The organism is Scandinavium sp. M-37, assembly GCF_043558715.1.
In the GTDB taxonomy this organism is placed as follows: Bacteria; Pseudomonadota; Gammaproteobacteria; order Enterobacterales; family Enterobacteriaceae; genus Scandinavium; species Scandinavium vulneris_A.
In genome coordinates this window covers 1-23667 of sequence record NZ_JBIGIN010000025.1, presented here as the reverse complement: position 1 = coordinate 23667, position 23667 = coordinate 1, and the positions used below count along the sequence as shown (strand labels likewise).

Below are 23667 nucleotides of genomic sequence, written 5' to 3'. Positions count from 1 at the left end.
CTAGAACTCAAACTGATAGAGCAGATCTAGTGCCTGGTCGATACCAGACACCGCTTCCAGATATAGCTTGGGCATCAGGCGGTAGCGTAACGTGAGAGTTGCCAGCGAGTCAAAAATTCCCACGCCGTATTTTACCTGCAGGCCTGGCGCGATATAGCCACTGACCACCACCTGCGAGGAATCGCCCACCCCTGCGGTATCCAGGGCCAGATTGCTTACGCCAAACGTCTCGCCGATTTTACCCACAATCTGCCCACTTTGCGCAACCCCCAGGCCGACTAATGCGGAAGTCAATGCCGCGCCGTCGCCCTGCTCGCTGTTAAGCCCCTGACCGCGCAGCAGATAAGACAATGCAGCCTGTTGCGACATCGCCGGATCCGAGAAGATTTCGGCTTTCGGCTGGTCGGCCATGCCGGTGACGCGCACCCCGGCGATGACGTTGTCTTCCGTGGCGTCCGGATTACGGATCGCCTCAATATTCAATACCGGCTGGTCCGGCGGGCCGGAGAACAGCAGGATGCCTTTGCGCACGATCAGATCCTGACCGTAGGCGTGGAATCGGCCTTCCGGAATGTTGATCTGCCCGTTGAGGCCGAGGCCGTGGTTGTCCTGAGCCACTTTCAGGTCACCGGTCAGACGCGCTTTCAGGCCAAACGCATTCAGACGGACGTTGTTGCCAACGTGAATAGTCAGGTTACTGTTGATAGGAATGCCCGCGGTCTGTGGATCTACCGGCTTGAGATCTTTATCCAGCATCACCTCATCGCTCGACACCCCTACCGCGCTTTCCGGCACGTCATGCACCACGATCCGCGCCCACGGCACATCAACGTTGCCATCCAGCGTGAACAGGCTCGGCGTGGCGGTAAACACCACGTCCGGCGACACGTCCAGCCGCACCATCGGCGGCACGGTAATACGCACGCGGCTCCCCTTCGCCGCCACCTGCGCCCGCCAGTTGTCGATTTGCGTCCAGTCGGCGTTTCCACTGAGGCTAATCTGCCCCTGTTTCGTCGCGATAACCCCGTCCAGGGTGGATCGCGTGCCGTTGAAGTTCATCGCCACTCGGCTCGGCTGCATATCAAACGGCATAAAGTTGCCGTCGATATCCAGCCCGCTAAGCTGCAACTGCCCGAACAGCTGTGGGCTCTGAACGTTGCCGCCGAGGCGCAGGTTGGCGTTCAGGCTGCCCGCCGCTTTTTCTCCCCGAGCGAAAATCGGGTTGATCATCGCCAGTGAGAAGTTGCGAATATTGACGTTGCCGCCAAGATTACGCCGCCCCTGCGGGTCGGTGACTTCAATCTGTCCGTCCATCTGGCCGTTGTTAGTCAGACGGATAAGCCAGCCCAGCTGCGCACGGTTGTTGTGTAGGTCGGCGTTCAGGTTGAGCGTGTCAAACGCCACCGGCAGCACGCCGTCATTAACCGTCTGCGTGACCTTCACGTTGCGCCCGGAGAGGGTGACTTTACCCTGCGGCAGGCCTTCTTTGGTGGTGTCCCAGCTCACGTCGGCGTTGCCGCTGAACACACCGCTGGCCTGCGTAGCTTCTGGCATGAACGGTTTGAGCATCGCCAAATCAAAGCGATTGAGGTTTACCACCGCCCGGCCTGCGGCCCCGGCATCAATGGTCTGCGGCACGCAGAGTTCGGCGTTCGGGTTGGTCCAGCAGTGTGGCCCGATGCTGATTTTCTGCTCTTTGCTGCGGAAATCGAGGGCGATCGCCCGGGAGAGCGCCCACGGCCCGACCGGCGTCTGGAAGCGGGTGTTGCTCAGGGTGCCTTTCCAGCGCTCTTCTTTGCGATCGAAGCTGCCTGCTAAATCGAGCTGACCGGACACCGGCTCGCCCTGAATACGCAGCTCCAGCTTGTGCTGCTTCTCATTGCCTTTGGCGGAAAGCAGCACCTGACTGATATTGACCCCAGGCTGCGCAATCCCGTTGACGCGCACATCGAGGTTACCGCCAATCTGATCGGTCGATTTGACGTCGCCTTTAATGCTGGCCTGTGCGACAGAGAGCTCCTGCCAGCGCAGGTTGCGGGCGGTGATGTCGGCCAGCAGCTGCGGTGCATCGATAGTGCCGCGCACTTTCAGCAGCCCTTTCGCCGTGCCGCCGAGTCCCGGCAGGGCGTTATCCAGCCCCGGTGCGTCGATGGTGGCATCGAGATTTAAATCTTTTACCCCTAGCTCGCCCTTCACTTCCGCGCTGTTACGCCCCAGCTCCAGATGCAGGCCCGGGATCTTCCATTGCAGATAGCTGTTGCCGGAGAGTTTACCCTCGACGTTAACCTTATTCTGCTTCACGTTCCCGCTGAGTTTCAGCTCCGGCACATCCATCTGCCAACTGCCACCGTACAGGCTGCCGCTGGTTTTGATAATACCGTTGAGCTTCGCTGGCCAGTCCGGCACCTCTTTGGCGGTGTTGATATCTTTCAGGGTTAATTCGCCGCGCCAGCTGATGGCCTTCTGCCAGTCGAGCAGCGCTTTCAGTTCGGTTTTCCCTTCCAGCGCCGCAATGGTCAGCTTGTCGAGGTTCACCTGCTGCTCGTTGCCTTTCGCATCCAGGGTAATGGTGGCTGGCGGCACACCCTGCCCTTTCACCGCGGTGCGGAACGACAGCGTGTAGTCGGTCATTTTGCCGCTGAGCTTCAGCTTCAGGTCATCCGCCTGATACTGTTTTTCGCCGGTGAACGGCCAATAAAGCTGTTTACTGAGCACTTCGAGATTAAGCGGCAGTCCGGCTTCCGCCAGCTGCGCCTGGGCGCGAATACCCACATCTACCGGGCCGGACAGATTGATCCCGACGTCGAGCTGCTTACGCACTTCGCCGCCAATCTTCATTTTGATTTTCTCGCCCTTCACCGGGTCGATGTTCAGGGTGCTGTTGAGGGTCAAATCGACCGGCCAGTTATCCTGTAATTTCGCGGTGCCGGTGGCATTGACCGTGCCCTGGCTCGAATCCACGTCCAGCGCGTCGAGCTTCATGTTGCCGTCGATGCTGCTGACTTTGAGCAGCAGCTTATAGACGGTCAGGTCGGTGTCACCGGTCAGACGCAGTTGCTCCCCGCTAAATTCCTCTATGTTGAGGTTCAGCGGCAGATGCACATCGGTCATCGCGGGAAGGATAGGCTGAGAGAAGAGATCTTTCATCGTCTCACCAAGCGGTTTTTCATCCGGCTTCGGGTTGTCGATTTTCGGCTCAACCACCTGTTCCTGCGCCACTTTCGCCACTTTTGGCAGCGCAATCAGCAGCCCTTGCAGCGAGGTTGGCCTGAGGGTCAGGTTTTTTTCCTGCCAGTGCAGGCCGGAGGTGAAATCCATCACCGATACCGTGGTGTCGTCAATTTTGATATTGACGTTGTTGAGCGCCACCCGGCTCAGGGTAATCGGATACGGCATTGAGAGGTTCAGCGGTCCGCTGTCTTCCTCTTCAGGTGCGGGCGCTGACGGCGGCATTTTCTTGCTGTCGATCGCCACGTTGATGTTACTCAGCGACAAATCATTCACGCACAGGCTGCTGTCCCACAGGCAGGCCGTTTTCACCGCCAGATGGAATTGCCCTGCATCGACCGCCACCCCTGGCTGTTCGTAGCGCACGTTTTTGAGCGTTAAATCTTTCCAGCCCCCGACCACCTGGCCGATAGAGAGACCCGGCACCCAGCGATCGGCGGCCTTAAACAGCAGATGCAGGCCGCTGGTGGTGCCCACCAGGAACGCCACCGTGCCCAACAGCAGGATGATAAACGCCAGCACGCCGAGGCTAATCTTCTTCCATAAACTCATAATTCTGGCCCCAGACCGATATAGAACTGCACACCGTGCTCATCTTTGTCGCCGACCGGAACGGCTAAATCGAGTTTGATTGGCCCGACCGGAGATTGCCAGCGCACGCCGACCCCGGTCCCGGTTTTGAAATTACTCTGGCTGAAATCATTCACCGCCTCGCCGCTGTCGACGAACACCGCGCCCCACCATTTGCCGGTCACGTTGTATTGATACTCGAGCGAGCCGGTCAGCAGGCGCGAGGCCCCGGTCAGCTTACCTTTATCATCCTTCGGCGAGATAGACTGGTATTTATAACCGCGAATGCTGCGATCGCCCCCGGCGAAGAAACGCAGGTCAGGTGGCACTTTGTCGAAGTCGCCGGTTTCAATCCAGCCGATGTTCCCACGCGCCACAAAGCGATGGCGGTCATAGAGGGTGCGAATCCAGGTGTTCTGCGCCTGGGCGACGACGAAGTCGACATCCGATCCCCAGGTGGTGTTCGACACATCCACCGAGTAGCGCTGTGAATCGCCCCAGGTTGGCATCAGCCCGCCGCGTGAACGGGTCCGGCTGATCATCACCCCCGGATAGAGCAGCATGGTGGTGTTAGTCACATCAGCCTGGGTAAAGTGAGACAGGCTCCAGCGCATGTTGATGGCGCGCTGCCAGCCACTGGACAGATCCCAATAGCGCGACACGCCGAGGGTGGTGGAATCCGATTCGGTATCGTTCAGGTCGGTACGTTTAAAGCCGCCCTGCAACAGATAATATTGCTCCAGCGGGTTCTTGAGCAACGGCACTTTGTAGCTGAAATCAAGCTGCTGTTCCGGCGCCGAAAGGCTCAGATCGGACGTCAGGCTGTGGCCGTAGGAGTTGATCCACGGCTTGTTCCATGAGGCTTTTACCCGTGGGCCCACGTCGGTTGAATAGCCAACCCCGGTTTCGACGGTGTTTTGGGTGCGCGGAGACACCACGCCCTCCAGCGGCAATACCTTGGTTTTTCGCGCTTTATCAAACTCGGGGGCCACTACCACTGAGTTAAACCAGCCCGTCGCCGAGAGGCGGCGGTTCAGTTCCGCCAAATCGTCGGAGGTGTAGTAATCCCCCTCTTTGAACGGGATCAGGTTTTGCAGGTAACGATCCTGGATCTGCGAACCCTGGAAGGTTACCGGGCCGAAGCGATAGCGCTCGCCGCTGTCGTAGTCGATATCCCAGAACGCCTGATGGCGCTCCAGCGAGACGCCCAGCTGGCTCTTTTTAAATTCGCTGTCGAAGTAGCCTTTGCGCAGCGACACGCCGGTCAGATCTTTTTTGAAGCCGTCGTAATCCGCGTGGTTGAGAATGGTCCCAATCGCCGGACGGGTCTTCAGTAAATCCAGATAGTCGCGGTCGGTACGGGCTCCGCCGCGTAAAATCACATCCGTCCCGCCAATCTTCACCGGGACACCGGGCGTGACGTGTGCCAGCAACACCTGACGGCCTTTGGCTGGCGGCGGTTTGAGTTCGAATTCAATCGTTGGTTCGTAGTAGCCCAGCGCTTTGAGCCCTTCCCGGATAGCATCATCTACACGCGCACGGAAGCGGCGATCCGGCGTCACCTCATCGCCCTGAATGGTCGATAGCTGCGCACGGACGTTTTTCTGTAGCTCACCCGAGAGTCCTTCGACCTGCAAGCGGATGTTTGCTGCTTCGGCAACCCCGCTGACCAACAAAAGGCTGGCCCAACATAACTGGCGAATTTGTGGCACGTTTTCTCCCAAATATCCTTGTTTCCACCCCGTCAGGAAACGCAATAGCCGATCCACGGCTTAACAAAATTTCAACACTACCGGTTGAAAAAAAGACGTTCACCTCAATATTTCTTATGTTTAAATCTAGACCTATTCACCGCCTTTATTGTCAACAAAGACAGGCGCTGTGACAACCTTAACCCCAATTTCATTTATCCGGAGGCCAAACCGTGAGTTTATTCGATAAAAAACACGTAGTTGCTCAAGCGGATGCGCTGCCCGGTCGTAATACACCGATGCCTGTCGCCACCCTGCACGCCGTTAATGACCATTCGATGACCAACGTTCCCGAAGGCATGGAAGTGGCGCTGTTCGCGATGGGCTGCTTCTGGGGCGTTGAACGTCTGTTCTGGCAGTTGCCGGGCGTGTACAGCACCGCGGCGGGCTACACCGGCGGCTACACGCCGAATCCAACCTATCGCGAAGTCTGTTCCGGCCAGACCGGCCATGCCGAAGCGGTGCGCGTGGTTTATGATCCGTCGGTGATAAGCTACGACCAGTTATTACAGGTATTCTGGGAAAATCACGACCCGGCTCAGGGCATGCGCCAGGGTAACGATCAGGGCACGCAGTATCGTTCCGCGATTTATCCATTAACGCCGGAGCAGGATCAGGCGGCCCGCGCCAGCGCTGAACGTTACCAGTCCGCAATGCGTGAAGCCAATGACGATCGTACCATCACCACTGAAATCGCCACCGCAAAACCGTTCTACTATGCGGAAGACGACCACCAGCAGTATCTGCACAAAAACCCGTACGGCTATTGCGGTATCGGCGGGATTGGCGTGTGTTTACCGCCGCAGCCATAAAGGCCGTTTAACGTGTACGCCGTCTTATTGCGTACACGATTACCAATCCTGTGCAGACGGTTGTTGGCCCTTATTCCCACGCCACTTTTTCAATTCCTGCAGACTCTTAGGGGAAAGGTAAACATTGCCTTTCCCCTCTTTCATTGAACGCATCAACCCCAATTCTGTCAGCTTTTTCAGATCGTCCCTGGCCGTGTTGTCAGAGACGTTCATCTGCTGCGCGACTTCGGCTGCCGTAAATATCACCCCAGGGTTTTGAATGGCGGTTGTGGCCAGCGCAAGTTGGCGGGTATTGACGTTATCGGCAAGGCCAGTGTTGTACAACCAGTTCGCCAATTCACCCCGCGTCTTCAATAAATCCTTAATGTAATCGGTATAGTCTTTGACGGCCCTTGAGACGATTTCACACTGATAATCAACAAAATAGGTCAAATCCAGCTCATCGGTTTCGGTATAAAGATAGGCTCTCACATATTTAGCCGGTGCATTCTTCAATAACTTACTGATGGAAATATAACGGAAAGCACTGTAGCCGCATTTGAGCATATACCAGTAAAACAGCGCGCGGGCAGTACGCCCATTTCCATCCCTAAAGGGGTGGAGATAACCGATCATGAAATGAATAATCGCCGCTTTAACCAGAGGGTGGAGATAGCTTTCATCTTCGGCCGTTTCATGCGGGGTATTAATAAAGGCGCAAAGCTGCTTCAGCGCGGGTTCCAGATACTCGGCTGCAAGCGGGGTATGCAGAATATTTTGCTCATGATCGACCACCACAACATCGTCTGTCGTTCGACGTAATTCACCGGGGGAGTATCTATTATCATCAATGCCCCCCACCGCGACGCTCTGCAAATGCAGGATCTCTTTAACATCAAACGGCCGGGCTCCCCGTTCTGAGACATATTGCATCATGCGATAATTCCCCATGATCATCTTCTCGCTGTCGTCCCGGGGATGACGACCTAACTTGATCATTTCCAGCGCAACACGGCTGGTAGTTGCTGCCCCCTCCAGCTGGCTTGACGCAATCGACTCCGCCGCCGTCAGTTCAGTCATCAGATAGTTATCAGCATTAAATTTCTCATGCCGTTCCGACTCCGCCGCGGAAGAGGTAAGGCGATCGACTATCGAGCACGATTTCTGCATCACCGAGGTGATATTGATTTTGGGCGTCGGGGAGAGGAGTTGGGCGTCCCCCTCCATTTTAAGATCCAGCCATTTTGCTGACAGCATTCTGGCAAAATGCAGGCCCAACCAAAGCTCATCGAGCGCCTGCTTAGACGCTACCCGATGCCGGAGCTGATCGTAATGAAGGTATTTCGCGCCTGAGACCTTTTGGTCTAGCGCAAGCTTTGCGGCACTGGCGAGGGTAATGCCTTGCTTCGCTTCCAAGGGTGATGGCGGTTTGACAACCTTCATGCTTCATCTCAATTTATATCAATATTGAGATGAAGATAGATATTGCTCAAAGAAAATACAAGCAAAACGTCATCTGCTCGCCTGACCCTTAGCTCTCTATCGCCACGCGGCCAGTGTGTCGCGTGGTGTTACTCACCGTTCCGCCCTCCTGCAATTTCCCCTGTAGCAACACGTTCAGCACCGAGGTGCCTTGCCGGTTAAGCCTGTTTTGCAGCAAATGCACCGCTTCTACTCCCAGTTCCCGACACGGCACCGTCACGCTGGTGATAGGTTTTGCCAACTCATTTTCCAACCGCCAATGAAAATCAGTGGTGATAAGCGAGATGTCTTCCGGGACGCGTAACCCGTAGCGCGCCAGCACCTTCTGCACGCCAAGGGTCATATTGGTGCTACCGGGAAAAATCACCTGCGGCCACTGATCAGGCGGCGTTTCCTCCAGCCATTTTGCTAACGCCAGTTCGGATTCTTCCGCGCTAAAGCCCTCGGTGACAATCACGTCCCGCTGGGCGTTGAACGGCACATGGTAGCGGCGATAGGCTTCCTTGATGCCATCCAGGCGGGCATACAGCGTTTCACGGCGCAGGGTGGTCAGACACAGGACACGTCGGTGGCCCTGCTCAAAGAGATACCGCATGGCGTTAAAGCCGATGGCCCGGTGATCGGGCGATACCGCATCCAGTAATCGCTCTTTATCATTGGTATTAATTAATACGCAGGGTTTATTTAGGGTCGTCGCCAGTTTAAACACGGTTGAATCATCAGTTCCAATGATAATTATCGCGTTTATATTCTTATTATTGGCCTTTTCGAGGAAAACCTTAATATCGGCATCCTGCTCTTCCAGCCCACAAAATGTGAGATATACGTCATGCGGCTCTATCGCATCGGCAATTCCACGAGTCACTTCCTGGTAAAAAATATCGCCACGCGCCGTGAAGGTTCTCGACGGGGCAAATACCGCAATCCCATTAATCAGCAGCCGTCCGGTGGCCATTTCGTCCAGTACCCCGAGCTTTCTGGCGCAGCGAACAATCGACTCCCGCGCCTTTTCACTGGTGTACGACTTGCCGCTCAACACCCGGGAAACGGTGCTGACCGAGTAGCCCGTTTCCGTCGCAATTTGGTCCATTTTAAGCTTGCCGGACATTGTGTGACCTCTCTCACAATCAATATCTGCAAATTTTTGCAGACACAATAGGATGATTTTAAAACAGATTTATCCCACGCACTGAAATTTGATAATTAGCCTGCGAGCATTCTCACAAATTCCTTTTGTCTGGGTGCGTCGTTGTTCCTATTTTCGCCTTATTCCTGATGAACGATGAATAAGGTGTGACATGGATAAGATACGTTTTGGCATTATTGGTGTGGGTAATATCGGTACCGTTCATGCGCGTTATTTGCTGGCAGGCACGGTAAAAGAAGCGCAGCTGACGGCCGTTTGCGACAGTGACGAAAAAAAGCACGACGCCATTCGGCATATTGTTGGCGAAAAAGTGGAAATTTTCAGCCATGCCCAAGACCTGCTGCAAAGTGGACTGATCGATGCGGTGATCGTAGCCACCCCGCATTACGCCCATCCTGAACTGTCGATGCTGGCGATGCGCCACGGGATCCATACCCTGTGCGAAAAACCGGCGGGCGTGTACACCGCGCAGGTGCAGGAGATGAACGCCTGCGCACGCGAGTGTGATGTGGTGTTTGGCATCATGTACAACCAACGCCCGAACCCGCTGTATCAGAAAGTAAAAGATCTGATCGACAGCGGTGAACTCGGAGAAATCCGTCGCTCCAACTGGATAATTACCAACTGGTATCGTTCACAAAGCTATTACAACTCCGGCGGCTGGCGCGCCACCTGGAAAGGGGAAGGCGGCGGCGTACTGCTCAATCAGGACCCGCATCAGCTCGATCTTTGGCAGTGGTTGGTCGGAATGCCGGTGCGCGTGCGCGCTTTCTGCCAGTTTGGTAAACACCGCCAGATAGAAGTTGAAGACGAAGTCACCGCCTATGCCGAGTACGCCAACGGCGCAACCGGGGTATTCATCACCACCGTGGCGGAAACTCCGGGCACCAACCGCCTGGAAATCGCCGGTACACGCGGAAAAGTAGTGGTAGAAGAAGGCCGCTTACGCTACTGGCGGCTGCGGGAATCTGAAGACGCGTTCAACGCCCGCTGGCAGAACGGCTTCGGTGAACCGGAGTGCTGGGAAGTCACTATTCCTGTCGCCGCTGAATGCAGCGAACATCATGTGATCACCACCAATTTCTGTGCCGCCGTGTTGCGCGGCGAACCGCTGATCGCCCCCGGTCTGGAAGGCATTCGCGGCCTGACCCTTTCCAACGCTATGCACCTTTCCACCTGGACCGACGGCTGGGTCGACCTGCCATTCGATGAACAGCGCTTCAAGCAGCTGCTCGACGAACGCATCACCGCTTCGGTGAATAAACAGGTCGAGAGCCGCATTCTCGACGCGTCCGGCACCTGGTAAGCAGGAGGCATCATGTTACGAGTCGCTATCGTCGGAACCGGGAACATTTCGCACAACCACATTCAGGGCTATCTGGAGATGGGCGAACGCTGCCAGATTGTCGCGCTGGTTGATATCTACCCGGAAAAGGCGCAGGAGAAAAAAGAACGTTACGCGCTGCACGACGCCCGGATTTACAGCAGCCATCGGCAGATGCTCGACAACGAGCCGGACCTCGATATCGTTGATGTCTGCACCCCGCCCTACGTTCACGCGGACATCAGCATCGACGCCCTGCACGCAGGTAAAAACGTACTGTGCGAGAAGCCAATGGCAGCTTCGCTGGAAGAGTGCGATGCGATGATCGCCGCCGCTCAGGCCAGTGGCAAAACGCTGTCCGTCATCGCCCAGAACCGCTTTACCGACGCCTTCTGGCGATTGAAAGCGGCGGTCGATTCAGGGCTGGCGGGGAAAATCTGCCACGCGCAGGTCGATTCCTTCTGGTGGCGTGGGCACTGCTATTACGACCTGTGGTGGCGCGGCACCTGGGAAAAAGAGGGCGGCGGCTGCACGCTGAATCACGCGGTGCATCACATCGACGCCATTCAGTGGATGCTGGGCTTCCCGTCCGAAATCGTGGCGATGATGAGCAACGTGGCCCACGATAACGCCGAAGTGGAAGACATAAGCGCCGCCATCTTCAAATACCCTTCCGGCGCGCTGACCCAACTCACGGCCTCGGTGGTGCATCACGGCGAAGACCAGAAGATGGTCATTCAGGGGGAGAAAGCCCGTATTTCTGCGCCCTGGAACGTCTTCGCCAGCCAGTCAGCCGACAACGGTTTTCCGCAGGAAACCCATAATGTCGGGCTGGAAGATCAGCTGCAAACCCTGTTTGCCGAGACGCCCCGGCTGCGCTGGACCCTGCATACCGGGCAAATCGATAACCTCCTCACCGCCCTGGAACAGCACACGCCGCCGTTGGTCGATGGCGTGCAGGGCAAGCGTTCGCTGGAAATCATCACCGCCATCTATAAATCAGCCATCACCCGCACCGTGGTGCCGCTGCCGATCTCCCCGGATGACGACTTTTACCGGACCGGCGGCCTGACCGCCCGGGCCCCACATTTTTATGAAAAATCCGCCTCGGTGGCCAACTTCAACGAAGTAGGCGCCATCCCGCTTGGCAAGAATTTCGATACAGGAGCAGCACAATGAACAAGAACGACGGTATGAATTACGCCCCAACCGGCAAACCGCAGCCGGTAGTGAAGCCAGGTGAGTTTGTCTTTGCCGCCGCCGCGCTCGATCACGGGCATATCTACGGCATGTGCAACGGATTGGTTGAAGCCGGGGCCCAGCTGAAATGGGTGTGGGATCCGGACCCGGCGAAGGTCGATAAGTTCGTGCAGCAGTACCCGCAGGTGCAAATTGCCCCGTCGCTGGAGACCTTACTCAACGATCCGCAGGTGCAGCTTATCGCTGGCGCAGGCGTGCCGTCCGAACGCTGCCCGCTGGGACTAAAAGTGATGGCGGCGGGGAAAGATTACTTCGTCGATAAAGCGCCGTTGACCACCCTTGAACAGCTCGAAGATGCCAAAGCAATGGTGGCCAAAACCGGACGCAAATACGCGGTCTACTACAGCGAACGTCTGCACGTGGAAAGCGCCGTCTTCGCTGGGCAACTGGTGAAACAGGGTGCGATTGGCACCGTGATGCAGACCCTCGGCACCGGGCCGCACCGCGAAGGCGAAGGCCGTCCGGACTGGTTCTATGACAAACGCTACTTCGGCGGCATTTTGTGCGACATCGGTAGCCATCAGATTGAACAGTTCCTGTTTTACACCGGCAACGAAGAGGCTCACATCGTCGCCAGCCAGGTGCGTAACGTTAACCATCCGCAGTATCCCCAGTTCGAAGATTTCGGCGACGCGATGCTGGCCGGGGAGAACGGCGCGACCGGTTATTTCCGCTGCGACTGGTTTACACCAGCAGGGCTGCCAACCTGGGGTGACGGTCGTCTGACCCTGCTCGGCACTGAAGGCTATATCGAAATCCGCAAGTACATCGACCTGACGCGCGGCGAGCAGGACGTGGTGTATCTGGTGAATAAAGAGGGTGAGCACCGCTATCCGGTGGCGGGCCAGGTCGGTTTCCCGTATTTCGGCGAGCTGATTAAGGACTGCCTGAACCGCACCGAGAATGCCATGACGCAGGCGCACGCCTTTAAGGCCGCCGAACTGTGCGTTAAAGCGCAAATGCTGGCCAACGCGGGCCGATAAGGAGGCCGGGATGAGAACGCTGAATGCCGCCATTATCGGCTGCGGAGCCATTCATCAGTGTCACGTGGAGGCGCTGCGCCAGATCCCTGGCGTCACCCTCCGAGCGGTAGTCGACACCGAGAAAGACAAAGGACTGGCGCTGTCTGCGGAGTACCACTGTCATTTTTATCAGGACTATCGGGAGATGCTCTGCGATGTGTCCATCGACGTGGTGCACATCTGCACCCCGCATTACCTGCATAAACCGATGATCCTTGCCGCGCTGGCGGCAGGGAAACAGGTGTTCTGCGAAAAGCCGGTCGGCATGAACATGGCGGAAGTCGCGGAAATTCAGGAAGCGGAAAAGCAGGCCGACGGGCGTTTGGGGGTCTGTTATCAAAACCGCCTGAACCCTACCAGTCTGGCCCTGCATCAACTTCTGGAAGAAAACACCTTAGGGCGGCTGCTCAGCATAAATGCGTACCTCACCTGGTCGCGCACGCCACCTTATTACACCCACAGCCCGTGGCGTGGGCGTTACGCCACCGAGGGTGGCAGCCTGCTTATCAATCAGGCTATTCACACCCTCGATCTCGTGCAGTGGTTTGGCGGTGGCATCACGCGCCTGAAAGGCGTGGTCGACTGCGCAAGACTTGCGGACACCATCGACACCGAAGACACCGCCATGGCCACGCTGGAATTTTCCGGCGGCGCGCACGGCCTGTTTTTTGCCAGCAACAATCACACCCGCGACGCGCCCTTACAGCTGGAAATCCATTGCGAACAGGGCGAGCTACAGCTGCGAGATAACACCCTATGGCGCGTGACCGAGGGCACGCGGGTGATCATCGCCTGCGACGAATCACCTTACAGCCACAGTAAAAGCTATTGGGGGGCAGGCCATCTTCAGGCCATTCGCCAGTTTTATGACGCCGTGCGCAGCGGCAGGTCAGAGGGCGTTACGGGTCTTCACGAGGCGGCTAAATCCCTCCAGCTCGTAGAGGCCATTTACCGTTCATCACAGTGTCGACGCTGGGTCACGTTACCCGAATAACAACATAGTTCCGGCTGTAATAAGATGCGGCACACAGTGAGCGTGTGCCATATAACGAAACATCGAACAGAGAATAATAAATATGGTTAAACCTACTGAACGCAAAGTGGGTTACGGCGTGGCGATTGGCTACGGCGTAACTGACCTTTTTGGCGGAGGTGCTTTTGCCGTTATCGGCACCTGGTTACTCTTTTTCTACACCACCTACTGTGGCCTGTCGGTCCTGGAAGCAGGATCGATTTTCGCCATTGCCAGGGTGATTGATGCCATCCTGAGCCCGATTATGGGCTACGTGACGGACAACTTCGCCGATACCTGGCTTGGCAGACGCTTTGGTCGGCGTCGGTTCTTCCTGCTGCTGAGCGCCCCGCTGATGTTCCTGTATGCGCTGGTCTGGGTCACCGACATGAGCTACTGGTACTATCTCGGTACTTATCTCTCCATCGAGCTGCTTTCCGCAATGGTGCTGGTGCCGTGGGAAACGCTGGCGGCGGAAATGACCAACCGCTTTAGCGAACGTACCCGTCTGTCTGGCGTGCGTATGATGTGCTCCTCCCTCGGTGGATTTTTAGCGGTGTCGGTGCCGGGCGTGATTATGCAGTTCACCGGGAAAGACAACTCGTTCACCTACACCCTAACCGGCAGCATCTTTGCGCTGATTTTCTGTATCGCCGTCTTCACCACCTGGGCCTGTACCTGGGAGGCAAAAGATGTGCGCGAGGAATACGAATTTGCCCCGGTCAACGACAGAAAGCCTGGGCTGCTTAACCACCTGAAATATCTGATACTGGACCTGTTTTCATCGTTCAAAATCAGGGCCTTTCGCCAGCACATCATCATTTATATCTGCTCGTTTACCGCGATGGACGTGTTCGGCTCGGTCTTCACCTATTTCGTCATTTACGGTCTGCATCGCGATGCGGGTGCCGTGTCGGGCTTGCTGAGTATCGCCGCGTTTGTGTCTATTCCCGGCACGTTCGGCTTTATGATGCTGATGAACAAACTGAACCTGACCCCGTCCAGCGCCCTGCGGCTGGCCTACAGCTGCATCTTTGCGGTGTTGGCGTTTTTGTTCGTGGTCTATCTCTACGATATTGCGGTGAACACCTTCGTGTTCTCTGGCGTGTTTATGCTGCTGGGTCTCGCCCGAGCCGGGCTGTATTACATTCCGTGGAACATTTACAGCTTCATTCCGGACGTGGATGAGATGGTGACCCGCCAACGCCGGGAAGGCATTTTCGCTGGCGTGATGGTGCTGACCCGCAAAAGCACCGTCGCACTGGCGGTGATGCTGATCGGTATTGTGTTACAGGAAAGCGGCTTCGTGAAAGGCGGAGGTGCGCAACCGATCAGCGCCCTGCACGCGATTATCGGCCTGATGATCTTCGCTACCGCCGCCCTGTTGGCCATCAGCTTCTGGATGACCTATAAGTTCAAGCTGACTCAGCAGAGCCATAAGACGCTGATTAAAGAAATCGCCCGCCGCAAACTGGGCGGTGCCGCGGAAGATTGTGATGAAGAGACCCGGGTGGTGATCAAAGAGCTGACCGGCCGGGCCTATAACGAAGTGTGGGATGCCACGCCGGATAAAAGCAAAAACGGTGCCGCTTTAGTGCCTGGAAGTTAACCTCTGGCGAATTTACAGTCCCTTACGCTATACTATCCCTCGATATAACCGGTCCAGCGCCTTCGGACCGGTTTTTTTAAGTGACATTTCCGTTAAACCAACGACTCAACCATCCTTCCGAGGTTCTGACCTGAACGGTTAGAAAAACTATGCTAAACAGTATATTAATCATACTCTGCCTCATCGGCGTCAGTGCGTTTTTCTCGATTTCCGAGATTTCGCTTGCAGCTTCCCGCAAGATAAAACTGAAGCTACTCGCCGATGAGGGCAACATTAATGCACAACGTGTTCTGAAAATGCAGGAAAACCCCGGTATGTTCTTTACCGTGGTGCAAATCGGCCTTAACGCCGTCGCCATTCTGGGTGGTATTGTCGGCGATGCCGCCTTCTCCCCGGCCTTCCACACCATCCTTATCAACTACATGTCCGCTGAGCTTGCCGAGCAGATTAGCTTCATTCTGTCGTTCGTGCTGGTCACCAGTATGTTCATCCTGATTGCTGACCTGACCCCGAAACGCATCGGTATGATTGCGCCTGAAGCCGTGGCTTTACGCATCATCAACCCGATGCGCTTCTGCCTGTCGGTGTTTCGCCCGCTGGTATGGTTCTTCAACGGCATGGCCAACATGATTTTCCGCCTGTTCAAGCTGCCGATGGTGCGTAAAGACGACATTACCTCCGACGACATTTATGCGGTGGTGGAAGCCGGTGCACTGGCAGGCGTGCTGCGTAAGCAAGAGCACGAGCTGATTGAGAACGTATTTGAACTCGAATCCCGTACCGTTCCGTCTTCCATGACGTCGCGCGAAAACATCATCTGGTTCGATTTGAATGAAGATGAACAGAGCCTGAAAAACAAAGTCGCCGAGCATCCACACTCCAAATTCCTGGTGTGTAAGGAAGACATCGACCACATCATCGGCTACGTTGACTCAAAAGACCTGCTGAACCGCGTGCTGGCTAATCAGAGCCTGGCGCTGGCCGGGGGCGTGCAGCTGCGCAATACGCTGATTGTGCCGGACACCCTGACGCTCTCCGAAGCGCTCGAAAGCTTCAAAGCCGCGGGTGAAGACTTCGCGGTCATCATGAACGAATATGCGCTGGTGGTGGGCATTATCACCCTCAACGACGTGATGACCACGCTGATGGGTGACCTCGTCGGCCAGGGTCAGGAAGAGCAGATTGTCGCGCGTGATGAGAACTCATGGCTGGTTGATGGCGGTACGCCGATTGACGATGTCATGCGCGTGCTGGATATCGACGAATTCCCGCAGTCTGGCAACTACGAGACCATCGGCGGCTTCATGATGTTTATGCTGCGTAAGATCCCTAAACGCACCGACTTCGTGAAGTTCTCTGGTTACAAGTTCGAAGTGGTGGATATCGATAACTACCGTATCGATCAGCTGCTGGTCACCCGCGTCGACAGCAAACCGACGGTGCTGACGCCAAAACTGCCTGACGCCCAAGAGAAAGGCGCGGCGTAAGTCAGTCGCGTGCAGAAACACTAACGGCTCCCGATGGGAGCCGTTTTTTTTACTGATTACTGCATAGCACGTTATTGATTACGCCATCTCTGTTTGCAGACGCGTAACCTGACGGTTGATTTCGGACATCACGGAGAGGTGCTGTTTGTCCTTCACTTTCGGGATCAGGATTTTACCCTTATCAAACTCGAAAGCGCCCACGTCCTTGATGTACAACCGTCCACGAAACAGGATCTTCACGTACTTCGCCACCTGAAGCGGGTTGTACCGTTGGAAAATTTTCATTGTTATCTCCTGCTGAGGATTACGCCCTTGCGACTCCATCATCGGGTCCGCGTTCCGGGGCGCAAAATTAATGCTCTGAAACTATAGTCCATATCGACCGGGACACCCAGTCTGTAGAAGTTTATTTACCGTTTGATGACACTAATTAAGAATATTCTATTCACATAGACGCATTACGCAGTATAAGCCTTCATTTTTTAGCGGTTATGTGCGGTCGCCCGCAAACTGGCATCATGCTTGCGGGAAAACCTAATCATTCACACTTATGATTAATGTTCAGAACCAAGTGGTCGGATCACCTGCATAAAATAAGGAATAAACCATGACCCTACGTAAGCTGATGGCGATCTCATGCCTGCTCATGCCGCTGATGGCCTCTGCCCACAACTTTGAAAAAGGTCAACGCGTGGCCGCCGTCGGCATCTCTGACCGTGGCGAACTGATGCTTGATAAAGATGAGTTTAGCTATAAAAACTGGAATAGCGCGCAATTGCCTGGCAAAGTGAGAGTTGTACAACATATTGCCGGTCGTACCTCTGCCAAAGAGAAGAACGCCACGCTGGTTGAGGCTATCAAAGCCGCCAAATTCCCGCACGATAAATACCAGACCACCACCCTCGTCAACACCGACGATGCGATCCCCGGCTCGGGCATGTTCGTGCGCAGCAGTATCGAAAGTAATAAGAAGCTCTACCCATGGTCGCAATTTATCGTCGACAGCAACGGGGTAGCGCGTAACGCCTGGCAGCTTGAGGAAGGTAGCTCAGCGATTGTGGTGCTGAACAAAGACGGACGCGTGGAATGGGCGAAAGACGGGGCGTTGACGCAAGAAGACGTGCAGCAGGTCATCGCCCTGCTGCATAAACTTCTCGGTCAGTAGATAGCCACCCGGAAGCCGGGGTTGAGGAACGATTCACGCGGCGTATAGTCGAGGGTTTTGCCCTGCCAGTCGTGAACGTGCGCCCCGGCGGCAACCGCCACCGCGTGACCCGCCGCAGTGTCCCAGACGTTGGTCGGCCCGAAACGCGGATACAGCTGCGCCTGCCCTTCTGCCACCAGGCAGAATTTCAGCGATGAGCCAATGGAGGTGGTCTGGTGTTCACCGAGTTGCTGGAGATACTCCTGCAGTTCGGTGTCGGTGTGCGAGCGGCTGATCACCACCAGCGGTGGACGAGCGTCACGCACCTGAATCTGTTTGCGAATGTCGCACTCTTCTTTCCAGGCTTTGCCTTCGTGCGCGCTGTACATCACTTTCATCACCGGGGCGTATACCACGCCGAGCACCGGTTTTCCCTTTTCAATCAAGGCGATGTTAACGGTAAACTCACCGTTGCGCTTGATAAACTCTTTGGTGCCATCCAGCGGGTCAACCAGCCAGTAGCGCTGCCAGTGCTGGCGCACGTCCCAGCTCTGCGGATCTTCTTCCGACAAAACGGGGATATCCGGAGTCAGGGCATTCAGGCCGCTGATAATCACTTTGTGAGCGGCAATATCCGCCGCTGTCACCGGAGAATCGTCCGCTTTGCTGACCACGTCCATCGGCTGCATTCCATCATAAACCTGCATAATGGCATCACCCGCTTTCCGTGCAAGCTGACATACCTGTTCCAACATATTCCACCTCGTGTTGAGTAGAGTGGTGTTAACTCGTTGTTTTATTTATATCCCATCGCGACCAGTTGCGCTATCTGTGAAGCGATCCCCGTTTCCTCGCGCTTTTTTCTGGCAAGCTTCACACTTCTGTAAGCAACAGGATGTATACACTTTTATCTTTTGTGCCCTCGATCAACGAAAGGACCCCTCTGATGATTAAGTTTAGCGCAACGCTCCTTGCTACGCTGATTGCTGCCAGCGTGCAGGCCGCGACGGTGGATTTGCGAGTTATGGAAACCACCGACCTGCACAGCAACATGATGGATTTTGATTACTACAAAGATACCGCTACGGAAAAATTTGGTCTGGTGCGAACCGCCAGCCTGATTAACGCCGCACGCGGTGAAGTCAAAAACAGCGTATTGGTGGATAACGGCGATGTGATTCAGGGGAGCCCGCTTGGCGATTATATGGCGGCGAAAGGCCTGAAAGCCGGGGATGTGCACCCGGTTTACAAGGCGATGAACACCCTCGATTACGCGGTGGGCAACCTTGGAAATCACGAATTCAACTACGGTCTGGATTTCTTGCACAAGGCCATCAATGGCGCGAAATTCCCGTACGTTAACGCCAATATCATCGACGTTAAGACCAAAAAACCGCTGTTTACACCCTACCTGATTAAAGAAACCCAGGTTGTCGACACTGACGGCAAAACGCATACCCTGAAGATTGGCTATATCGGTTTTGTGCCACCACAAATCATGACCTGGGATAAAGCGAATCTCAGCGGTAAAGTCACGGTAAACGACATTACCGAAACCGCACGTCAATATGTGCCCGAAATGCGTGAGAAAGGGGCCGATGTGGTGGTGGTTATCGCCCACTCTGGCCTGTCCGCAGACCCGTATCAGGCGATGGCGGAAAACTCCGTTTACTACTTAAGCCAGGTACCGGGCGTGGATGCGATCATGTTCGGTCATGCCCATGCGGTGTTCCCGTCGAAAGATTTCGCCAGCATTAAGGGGGCAGATATCGACAAAGGTCTGCTCAACGGCGTACCGGCGGTGATGCCTGGCATGTGGGGCGACCATCTCGGGGTGGTGGATCTGGTGCTGAACAACGACAGCGGCAAATGGACGGTGGCACAGGCCAAAGCCGAAGCGCGGCCAATTTATGACACCGCGGCCAAAAAATCCCTCGCCGCCGAAGACGCTAATCTGGTGAAGGTGCTGAAAGCCGACCACGATGCTACCCGGGCGTTTGTCAGCAAACCTATCGGCAAATCCTCCGATAATATGTACAGCTATTTGTCACTGGTGCAGGACGATCCGACTGTTCAGGTGGTGAATATGGCGCAGAAAGCCTACGTCGAGCACTATATTCAGGGCGATCCGGATCTGGCGAAACTGCCCGTGCTTTCGGCCGCAGCACCTTTCAAAGCCGGTGGACGTAAAAACGATCCGGCGAGCTTTGTCGAGGTGGAGAAAGGTCAGTTGACCTTCCGTAACGCCGCCGATTTGTATCTCTATCCGAATACCCTAGTGGTGATGAAAGTCAGCGGTAAAGAGGTGAAAGAGTGGCTGGAGTGCTCCGCCGGACAGTTCAATCAGATTGACGTCAACAGCAGCAAACCGCAGGCGCTGATTAACTGGGATGGCTTCCGCACCTATAACTTCGACGTTATCGACGGGGTGAAATATCAAATCGACGTCAGCCAACCGGCGCGCTACGACGGGGAATGCCAGAGCGTGAACCCGAAAGCGGAGCGTATTAAAAATCTGACCTTCGACGGCAAGCCAATTGACCCGAATGCGATGTTCCTGGTTGCGACCAATAACTATCGTGCCTATGGCGGCAAGTTTGCGGGCACCGGCGAGAGCCATATTGCGTTTGCCTCACCGGATGAAAACCGTTCGGTGCTGGCGGCATGGATAAGCGCGGAGTCGAAGAAAAACGGAGAGATCCACCCGGCCGCGGATAACAACTGGCGCTTAGCGCCGATTCACTCGGCCTCCCCGCTGGATATTCGCTTTGAAACGGCCCCGACGGACAAAGCCGCGGCGTTTATCAAAGACAAAGCGCAGTATCCGATGAAGAAAGTCGGTACCGATGACATCGGCTTTGCGGTCTATCAGCTTGATTTGAGTAAGTAACAGCAGGTGTTGTAGGCCCGGCACGTGTCAGTCCACTGCGCCGCCCATTTTACGGCGCAAATCGCTGAAACGATGAGTGCCGTCGCGCATCACATCTGAAGACAAACCCTAAGGGATAGATCTCCTGAAGGAAGCTTTTGTATCTTAAGTTAACGATGCCCGCTGCCGCCGGTATTCTCTGGGGGAGTGACATCCCCCCACTAGATTAGTGGAACGGGCCGTATTCCCTTCACTCAGTCAGGAGCGCTGGTTTTTGCCACCAGTGCATCACCTTTCTGCGACGACACCTGTTCCAGCACATGAATAAGTGAATCCAGATGGCGTGCCGCCTGTTCAATGTTCGCCTGAGGCGCATTTGTCTCTCCTGCAGCAGGTACCAGCTGTCGCAACTGTTCTTCCACCGGGACCGCGCTGGCGAATGTGCTGGTGATACGCCAGACGATCGTCTTCAGCTCACTGCCCGTCATATACTTGCCTTTCTGTCTGTCCAGTGCATCAAGCTGCGCCGATAATTCCCGGAGCTGCATCATTCCGTCATGCCAGCCTGTCAGTTCGCTCGCGGGCAGCGTTCTGCCTGCCTGATATTGCTCCCAACGCTGAACCAATGTCCGGGTTGCCGGATCATCCGGCCATAGCGCTTTTGCCTGTGCAACCAGACCCTGACCGTAGCGGAGGCGCCAGCCGGGTGCCAGCGTGGTTATCCAGTTCATCTGACTGGACATGCGCGCAAGCCACATCCCGGAATTTGTCTGACTACTTTCGGTTCCGCGAAAGGCTTCAATCTGTGCTGGGGTCATCGCTTCAGGTACCCAAGCGACGGATGCCGCCATCGGCTGAGTTGCTTTATCCGGACGATGGACAACCTGCCAGCCGAAGACCGTGGCAGCGCTGAGTACCAGGGCGGTCGCCATACCGGCCACAAAGAAAGGCCAGCGCCTCGGCGGTACGGGCTGTTCTTCAGTGACCTGAATACCCACTTCCGGCGCTTTCTGGATGACATACACCAGACGGCTGGCCGGGGCGTCTTCAGCTATGACAACGTCCTGTCCGGGTACCGTGTTCCCGACAGGCTCACTCTCCGGCTGAGAGCTGTTCTCCAGGCGACTTATCGCGCTGCGTATCAGCTGCATCAGCGGATTCATCTGGCAGGCATGCTCCAGTTCCTGCCGTCTGAGGATGTCCTTCATCTCCAGCAGTTGCTTTTCAGCGAGTACCAGGGCCGGCACATCTGCAGTTCCCAGCGAAAAGGTGCGGAACAGCTTTTGCACACGCTGCAGGAGGCCGTTGATTATCTCTGCCCGGGCATGTGCCGGTTGTGGCCAGAGCTGAGCCCACTGGTGGCTCAACAGTGCCGTCAGTATGCCCAGCCCCTCGTTCAGACCACTGACCCGCGCCAGATGGCTGCGGGCAAGGGTATACCAGGCACCGGTCTGCAGCTCGACGCCGTTGATTTCAAACAGGGAGAGCGACAGTTTTTCCACCTGCTTCCAGTCGACGTCCGGGCGGGCCGGATGCGTCAGCTTACTCATCTCGTCGCGCAGTGCCATAAACGCAGACAGTGAACGCGGGTCGCCACCGGTTCTCACCTGGCGGGGTTGTTCATCATGCATGTTGGGTTGTCCGTGGGTATAAATGAGAGCCAGGCTCAAAATCAGATACGGTGGTTACTCAGGGAGCAGAGGCGCAATCATCGTAAAGAAGACCTCTTCATCAAACCGGGCAGGATTTCCGTTCTGCATTCCTGTCGGGCACCAGGTCCAGTTATCCTGCTCACCACTGCGCATAAATAGTCGGTACAGGGAACTGATTTTGCTATCTGCAGCCAGGCAGACTTCAATACAGCCGGTTACGCCTTGCCCGTACAGAAAAATGGGGGTAAACCGGATACTCCGTTGCCCGTAGTGCAGTGTAATACCGGGAACCGAAAACGCGCTCCCGCCAATCAGGAACTCAATCAGGGTGGCGGTAGTGGCTTCGGTGCCTATCTCTGTCCCGGTTAGCCACTCATCCATGGACTCATGGAGCTGAGTTATTCGCTGGCGAAAGGCCGCGATATCGGCTTCGGCTTTCGTGTCAAAGGTGGCACTGCGAGGCTGCTGGTCCTGCAATTTTTGAAGAAATCGAGCTTTTGCCGACATGTTTTCACTGTCCGTCAGGAGATTAGAGGCGGGTCTGTGCGTCAAGATACTGTTGCTGTTTGAGGTGACGTATCAGCACGCGACCTTCAGGCATAAATTCCGTACCGTAGCGCACCAGCCCGATGCCTTTCAGCTCGGCATCGATGGCATAGCGCAGTTCACCGGGAATATCCTGCTCAAGCAGAACCACCTCGATTTTCTTAAGCCGCGGCTCGTATTTGAGCAATACGTCTGACAAAGTCCCCATCAGTTCATGGGCTGTACCCGGCATCCCCTGCAGGATTTTGGTCATATCCGGTAACCCGTAGTCCGGCAGGTGCGCCAGCGTACCGGCGCGGCAGTTGAGCACCCGCTGCATGTTATCGAGCACAGATAAAATCACCTGATTCTGCTCACTGACCTGACTGAGGCTCAGGCCACCGGAGAAATTCCCGCTCAGCATTTCATACAGCGATGGCGTGTTGTGTCCCTGTGGCATCAGTCATCCTTCAGCGGTTGTAACGTCAGATGATTGTTACCGGCTTCCAGGACGCGGGATTTATCCGGCTCGAGGTCATCGCGCTGAATGACCTGCTTCCAGGTGTTGTTGACCATGTCCGGGTGGCGGAACAGTCCTACCACGGCCACAAACTGTGCGTCTTCTTCCATCGGCATATTGAGGTTTACGTCCCCGCCGGGCTTCACCACCACGTCGCGGGTTGCCAGCAGGTCAGCTTTCAGCACCGTTTCGCCATCTTTAAGCAGTTGTTGATACACCGTCTTGTCGAAGGTCTTACGGTCTTTCAGCTGGTAGACCCGCACCACCACAGGTT

At 55.7% G+C, this 23667-nt stretch carries 19 protein-coding genes; 9 read left to right on the top strand and 10 right to left on the bottom strand.

Annotated features, from left to right (window positions below; all coding sequences use genetic code 11):
* Together tamB and tamA are read right to left on the bottom strand one after the other, a co-directional pair.
* Positions 1-3780, bottom strand: coding sequence for an autotransporter assembly complex protein TamB (tamB, locus tag ACG0Z5_RS17035; RefSeq protein WP_394449563.1), 3780 nt, complete (start codon positions 3778-3780; stop codon positions 1-3).
* Complete coding sequence (gene tamA / locus ACG0Z5_RS17030) at positions 3777-5510, bottom strand: autotransporter assembly complex protein TamA (protein WP_394449561.1); 1734 nt, start codon at positions 5508-5510, stop codon at positions 3777-3779. The genes tamB and tamA overlap by 4 nt, the downstream gene beginning before the upstream one ends.
* Before the next feature lie 212 nt (positions 5511-5722).
* On the opposite strand from tamA, the gene msrA reads away from it, so the two are divergent.
* On the top strand, positions 5723-6361 hold the full coding sequence (msrA, locus tag ACG0Z5_RS17025; RefSeq protein WP_394449559.1) for a peptide-methionine (S)-S-oxide reductase MsrA: 639 nt from the start codon (positions 5723-5725) through the stop codon (positions 6359-6361).
* A 39-nt stretch (positions 6362-6400) separates the two neighbouring features.
* Here msrA and ACG0Z5_RS17020 read toward each other — a convergent pair whose 3' ends face one another.
* Together ACG0Z5_RS17020 and ACG0Z5_RS17015 are read right to left on the bottom strand one after the other, a co-directional pair.
* Complete coding sequence (locus ACG0Z5_RS17020; RefSeq protein WP_394449557.1) at positions 6401-7783, bottom strand: Fic family protein; 1383 nt, start codon at positions 7781-7783, stop codon at positions 6401-6403.
* Positions 7784-7871: 88 nt separating this feature from the next.
* Positions 7872-8930 (bottom strand): LacI family DNA-binding transcriptional regulator, encoded by a 1059-nt coding sequence (locus ACG0Z5_RS17015; RefSeq protein WP_394449555.1) that lies wholly within the window; start codon positions 8928-8930, stop codon positions 7872-7874.
* Positions 8931-9120: 190 nt separating this feature from the next.
* Between ACG0Z5_RS17015 and ACG0Z5_RS17010 the strand changes: the two genes are divergently transcribed.
* The 6 genes from ACG0Z5_RS17010 to ACG0Z5_RS16985 all read left to right on the top strand — a co-directional run bounded on the left by ACG0Z5_RS17010 (position 9121) and on the right by ACG0Z5_RS16985 (position 16683).
* Positions 9121-10275 (top strand): Gfo/Idh/MocA family protein, encoded by a 1155-nt coding sequence (locus ACG0Z5_RS17010; RefSeq protein ID WP_394449553.1) that lies wholly within the window; start codon positions 9121-9123, stop codon positions 10273-10275.
* A gap of 12 nt (positions 10276-10287) precedes the next feature.
* Positions 10288-11472: a Gfo/Idh/MocA family protein gene (locus ACG0Z5_RS17005; RefSeq protein WP_394449551.1), complete on the top strand. Its 1185-nt coding sequence runs from the start codon at positions 10288-10290 to the stop codon at positions 11470-11472.
* On the top strand, positions 11469-12536 hold the full coding sequence (locus ACG0Z5_RS17000; RefSeq protein ID WP_394449549.1) for a Gfo/Idh/MocA family protein: 1068 nt from the start codon (positions 11469-11471) through the stop codon (positions 12534-12536). Before ACG0Z5_RS17005 ends, ACG0Z5_RS17000 begins: the two co-directional genes overlap by 4 nt.
* Before the next feature lie 10 nt (positions 12537-12546).
* Complete coding sequence (locus tag ACG0Z5_RS16995; RefSeq protein ID WP_394449547.1) at positions 12547-13569, top strand: Gfo/Idh/MocA family protein; 1023 nt, start codon at positions 12547-12549, stop codon at positions 13567-13569.
* A gap of 82 nt (positions 13570-13651) precedes the next feature.
* Positions 13652-15196 (top strand): MFS transporter, encoded by a 1545-nt coding sequence (locus ACG0Z5_RS16990; RefSeq protein ID WP_394449545.1) that lies wholly within the window; start codon positions 13652-13654, stop codon positions 15194-15196.
* A 149-nt stretch (positions 15197-15345) separates the two neighbouring features.
* Positions 15346-16683 (top strand): hemolysin family protein, encoded by a 1338-nt coding sequence (locus ACG0Z5_RS16985; protein ID WP_394449543.1) that lies wholly within the window; start codon positions 15346-15348, stop codon positions 16681-16683.
* A 78-nt stretch (positions 16684-16761) separates the two neighbouring features.
* Here ACG0Z5_RS16985 and ACG0Z5_RS16980 read toward each other — a convergent pair whose 3' ends face one another.
* Positions 16762-16968 (bottom strand): DUF1107 domain-containing protein, encoded by a 207-nt coding sequence (locus ACG0Z5_RS16980; protein ID WP_110510900.1) that lies wholly within the window; start codon positions 16966-16968, stop codon positions 16762-16764.
* A 322-nt stretch (positions 16969-17290) separates the two neighbouring features.
* Between ACG0Z5_RS16980 and ACG0Z5_RS16975 the strand changes: the two genes are divergently transcribed.
* A complete protein-coding gene (locus ACG0Z5_RS16975; RefSeq protein WP_394449541.1) occupies positions 17291-17848 on the top strand; it encodes a YtfJ family protein in 558 nt (185 codons plus the stop codon).
* Here ACG0Z5_RS16975 and cysQ read toward each other — a convergent pair.
* A complete protein-coding gene (gene cysQ, locus ACG0Z5_RS16970) occupies positions 17842-18582 on the bottom strand; it encodes a 3'(2'),5'-bisphosphate nucleotidase CysQ (protein ID WP_394449540.1) in 741 nt (246 codons plus the stop codon). The two genes, ACG0Z5_RS16975 and cysQ, sit on opposite strands and share 7 nt — an antisense overlap.
* 191 nt (positions 18583-18773) lie before the next feature.
* On the opposite strand from cysQ, the gene ACG0Z5_RS16965 reads away from it, so the two are divergent.
* Complete coding sequence (locus tag ACG0Z5_RS16965; protein WP_394449538.1) at positions 18774-20717, top strand: bifunctional 2',3'-cyclic-nucleotide 2'-phosphodiesterase/3'-nucleotidase; 1944 nt, start codon at positions 18774-18776, stop codon at positions 20715-20717.
* Between the two features lie 233 nt (positions 20718-20950).
* Here ACG0Z5_RS16965 and ACG0Z5_RS16960 read toward each other — a convergent pair whose 3' ends face one another.
* The 4 genes from ACG0Z5_RS16960 to tssJ all read right to left on the bottom strand — a co-directional run.
* On the bottom strand, positions 20951-22327 hold the full coding sequence (locus ACG0Z5_RS16960) for a VasL domain-containing protein (protein WP_394449536.1): 1377 nt from the start codon (positions 22325-22327) through the stop codon (positions 20951-20953).
* A 54-nt stretch (positions 22328-22381) separates the two neighbouring features.
* The gene (locus ACG0Z5_RS16955; RefSeq protein ID WP_394449534.1) at positions 22382-22855 is read right to left on the bottom strand and encodes a hypothetical protein; all 474 of its coding nucleotides are present in this window, start codon (positions 22853-22855) and stop codon (positions 22382-22384) included.
* 22 nt (positions 22856-22877) lie between these two features.
* Positions 22878-23333 carry a type VI secretion system baseplate subunit TssE gene (tssE, locus tag ACG0Z5_RS16950; protein ID WP_394449532.1) on the bottom strand — a complete coding sequence of 152 codons (456 nt, stop codon included), beginning with the start codon at positions 23331-23333 and terminating at the stop codon, positions 22878-22880.
* A partial coding sequence (gene tssJ, locus ACG0Z5_RS16945) for a type VI secretion system lipoprotein TssJ (RefSeq protein ID WP_394449530.1) occupies positions 23333-23667 on the bottom strand: 335 nt, incomplete at its 5' end. The genes tssJ and tssE, both read right to left, overlap by 1 nt.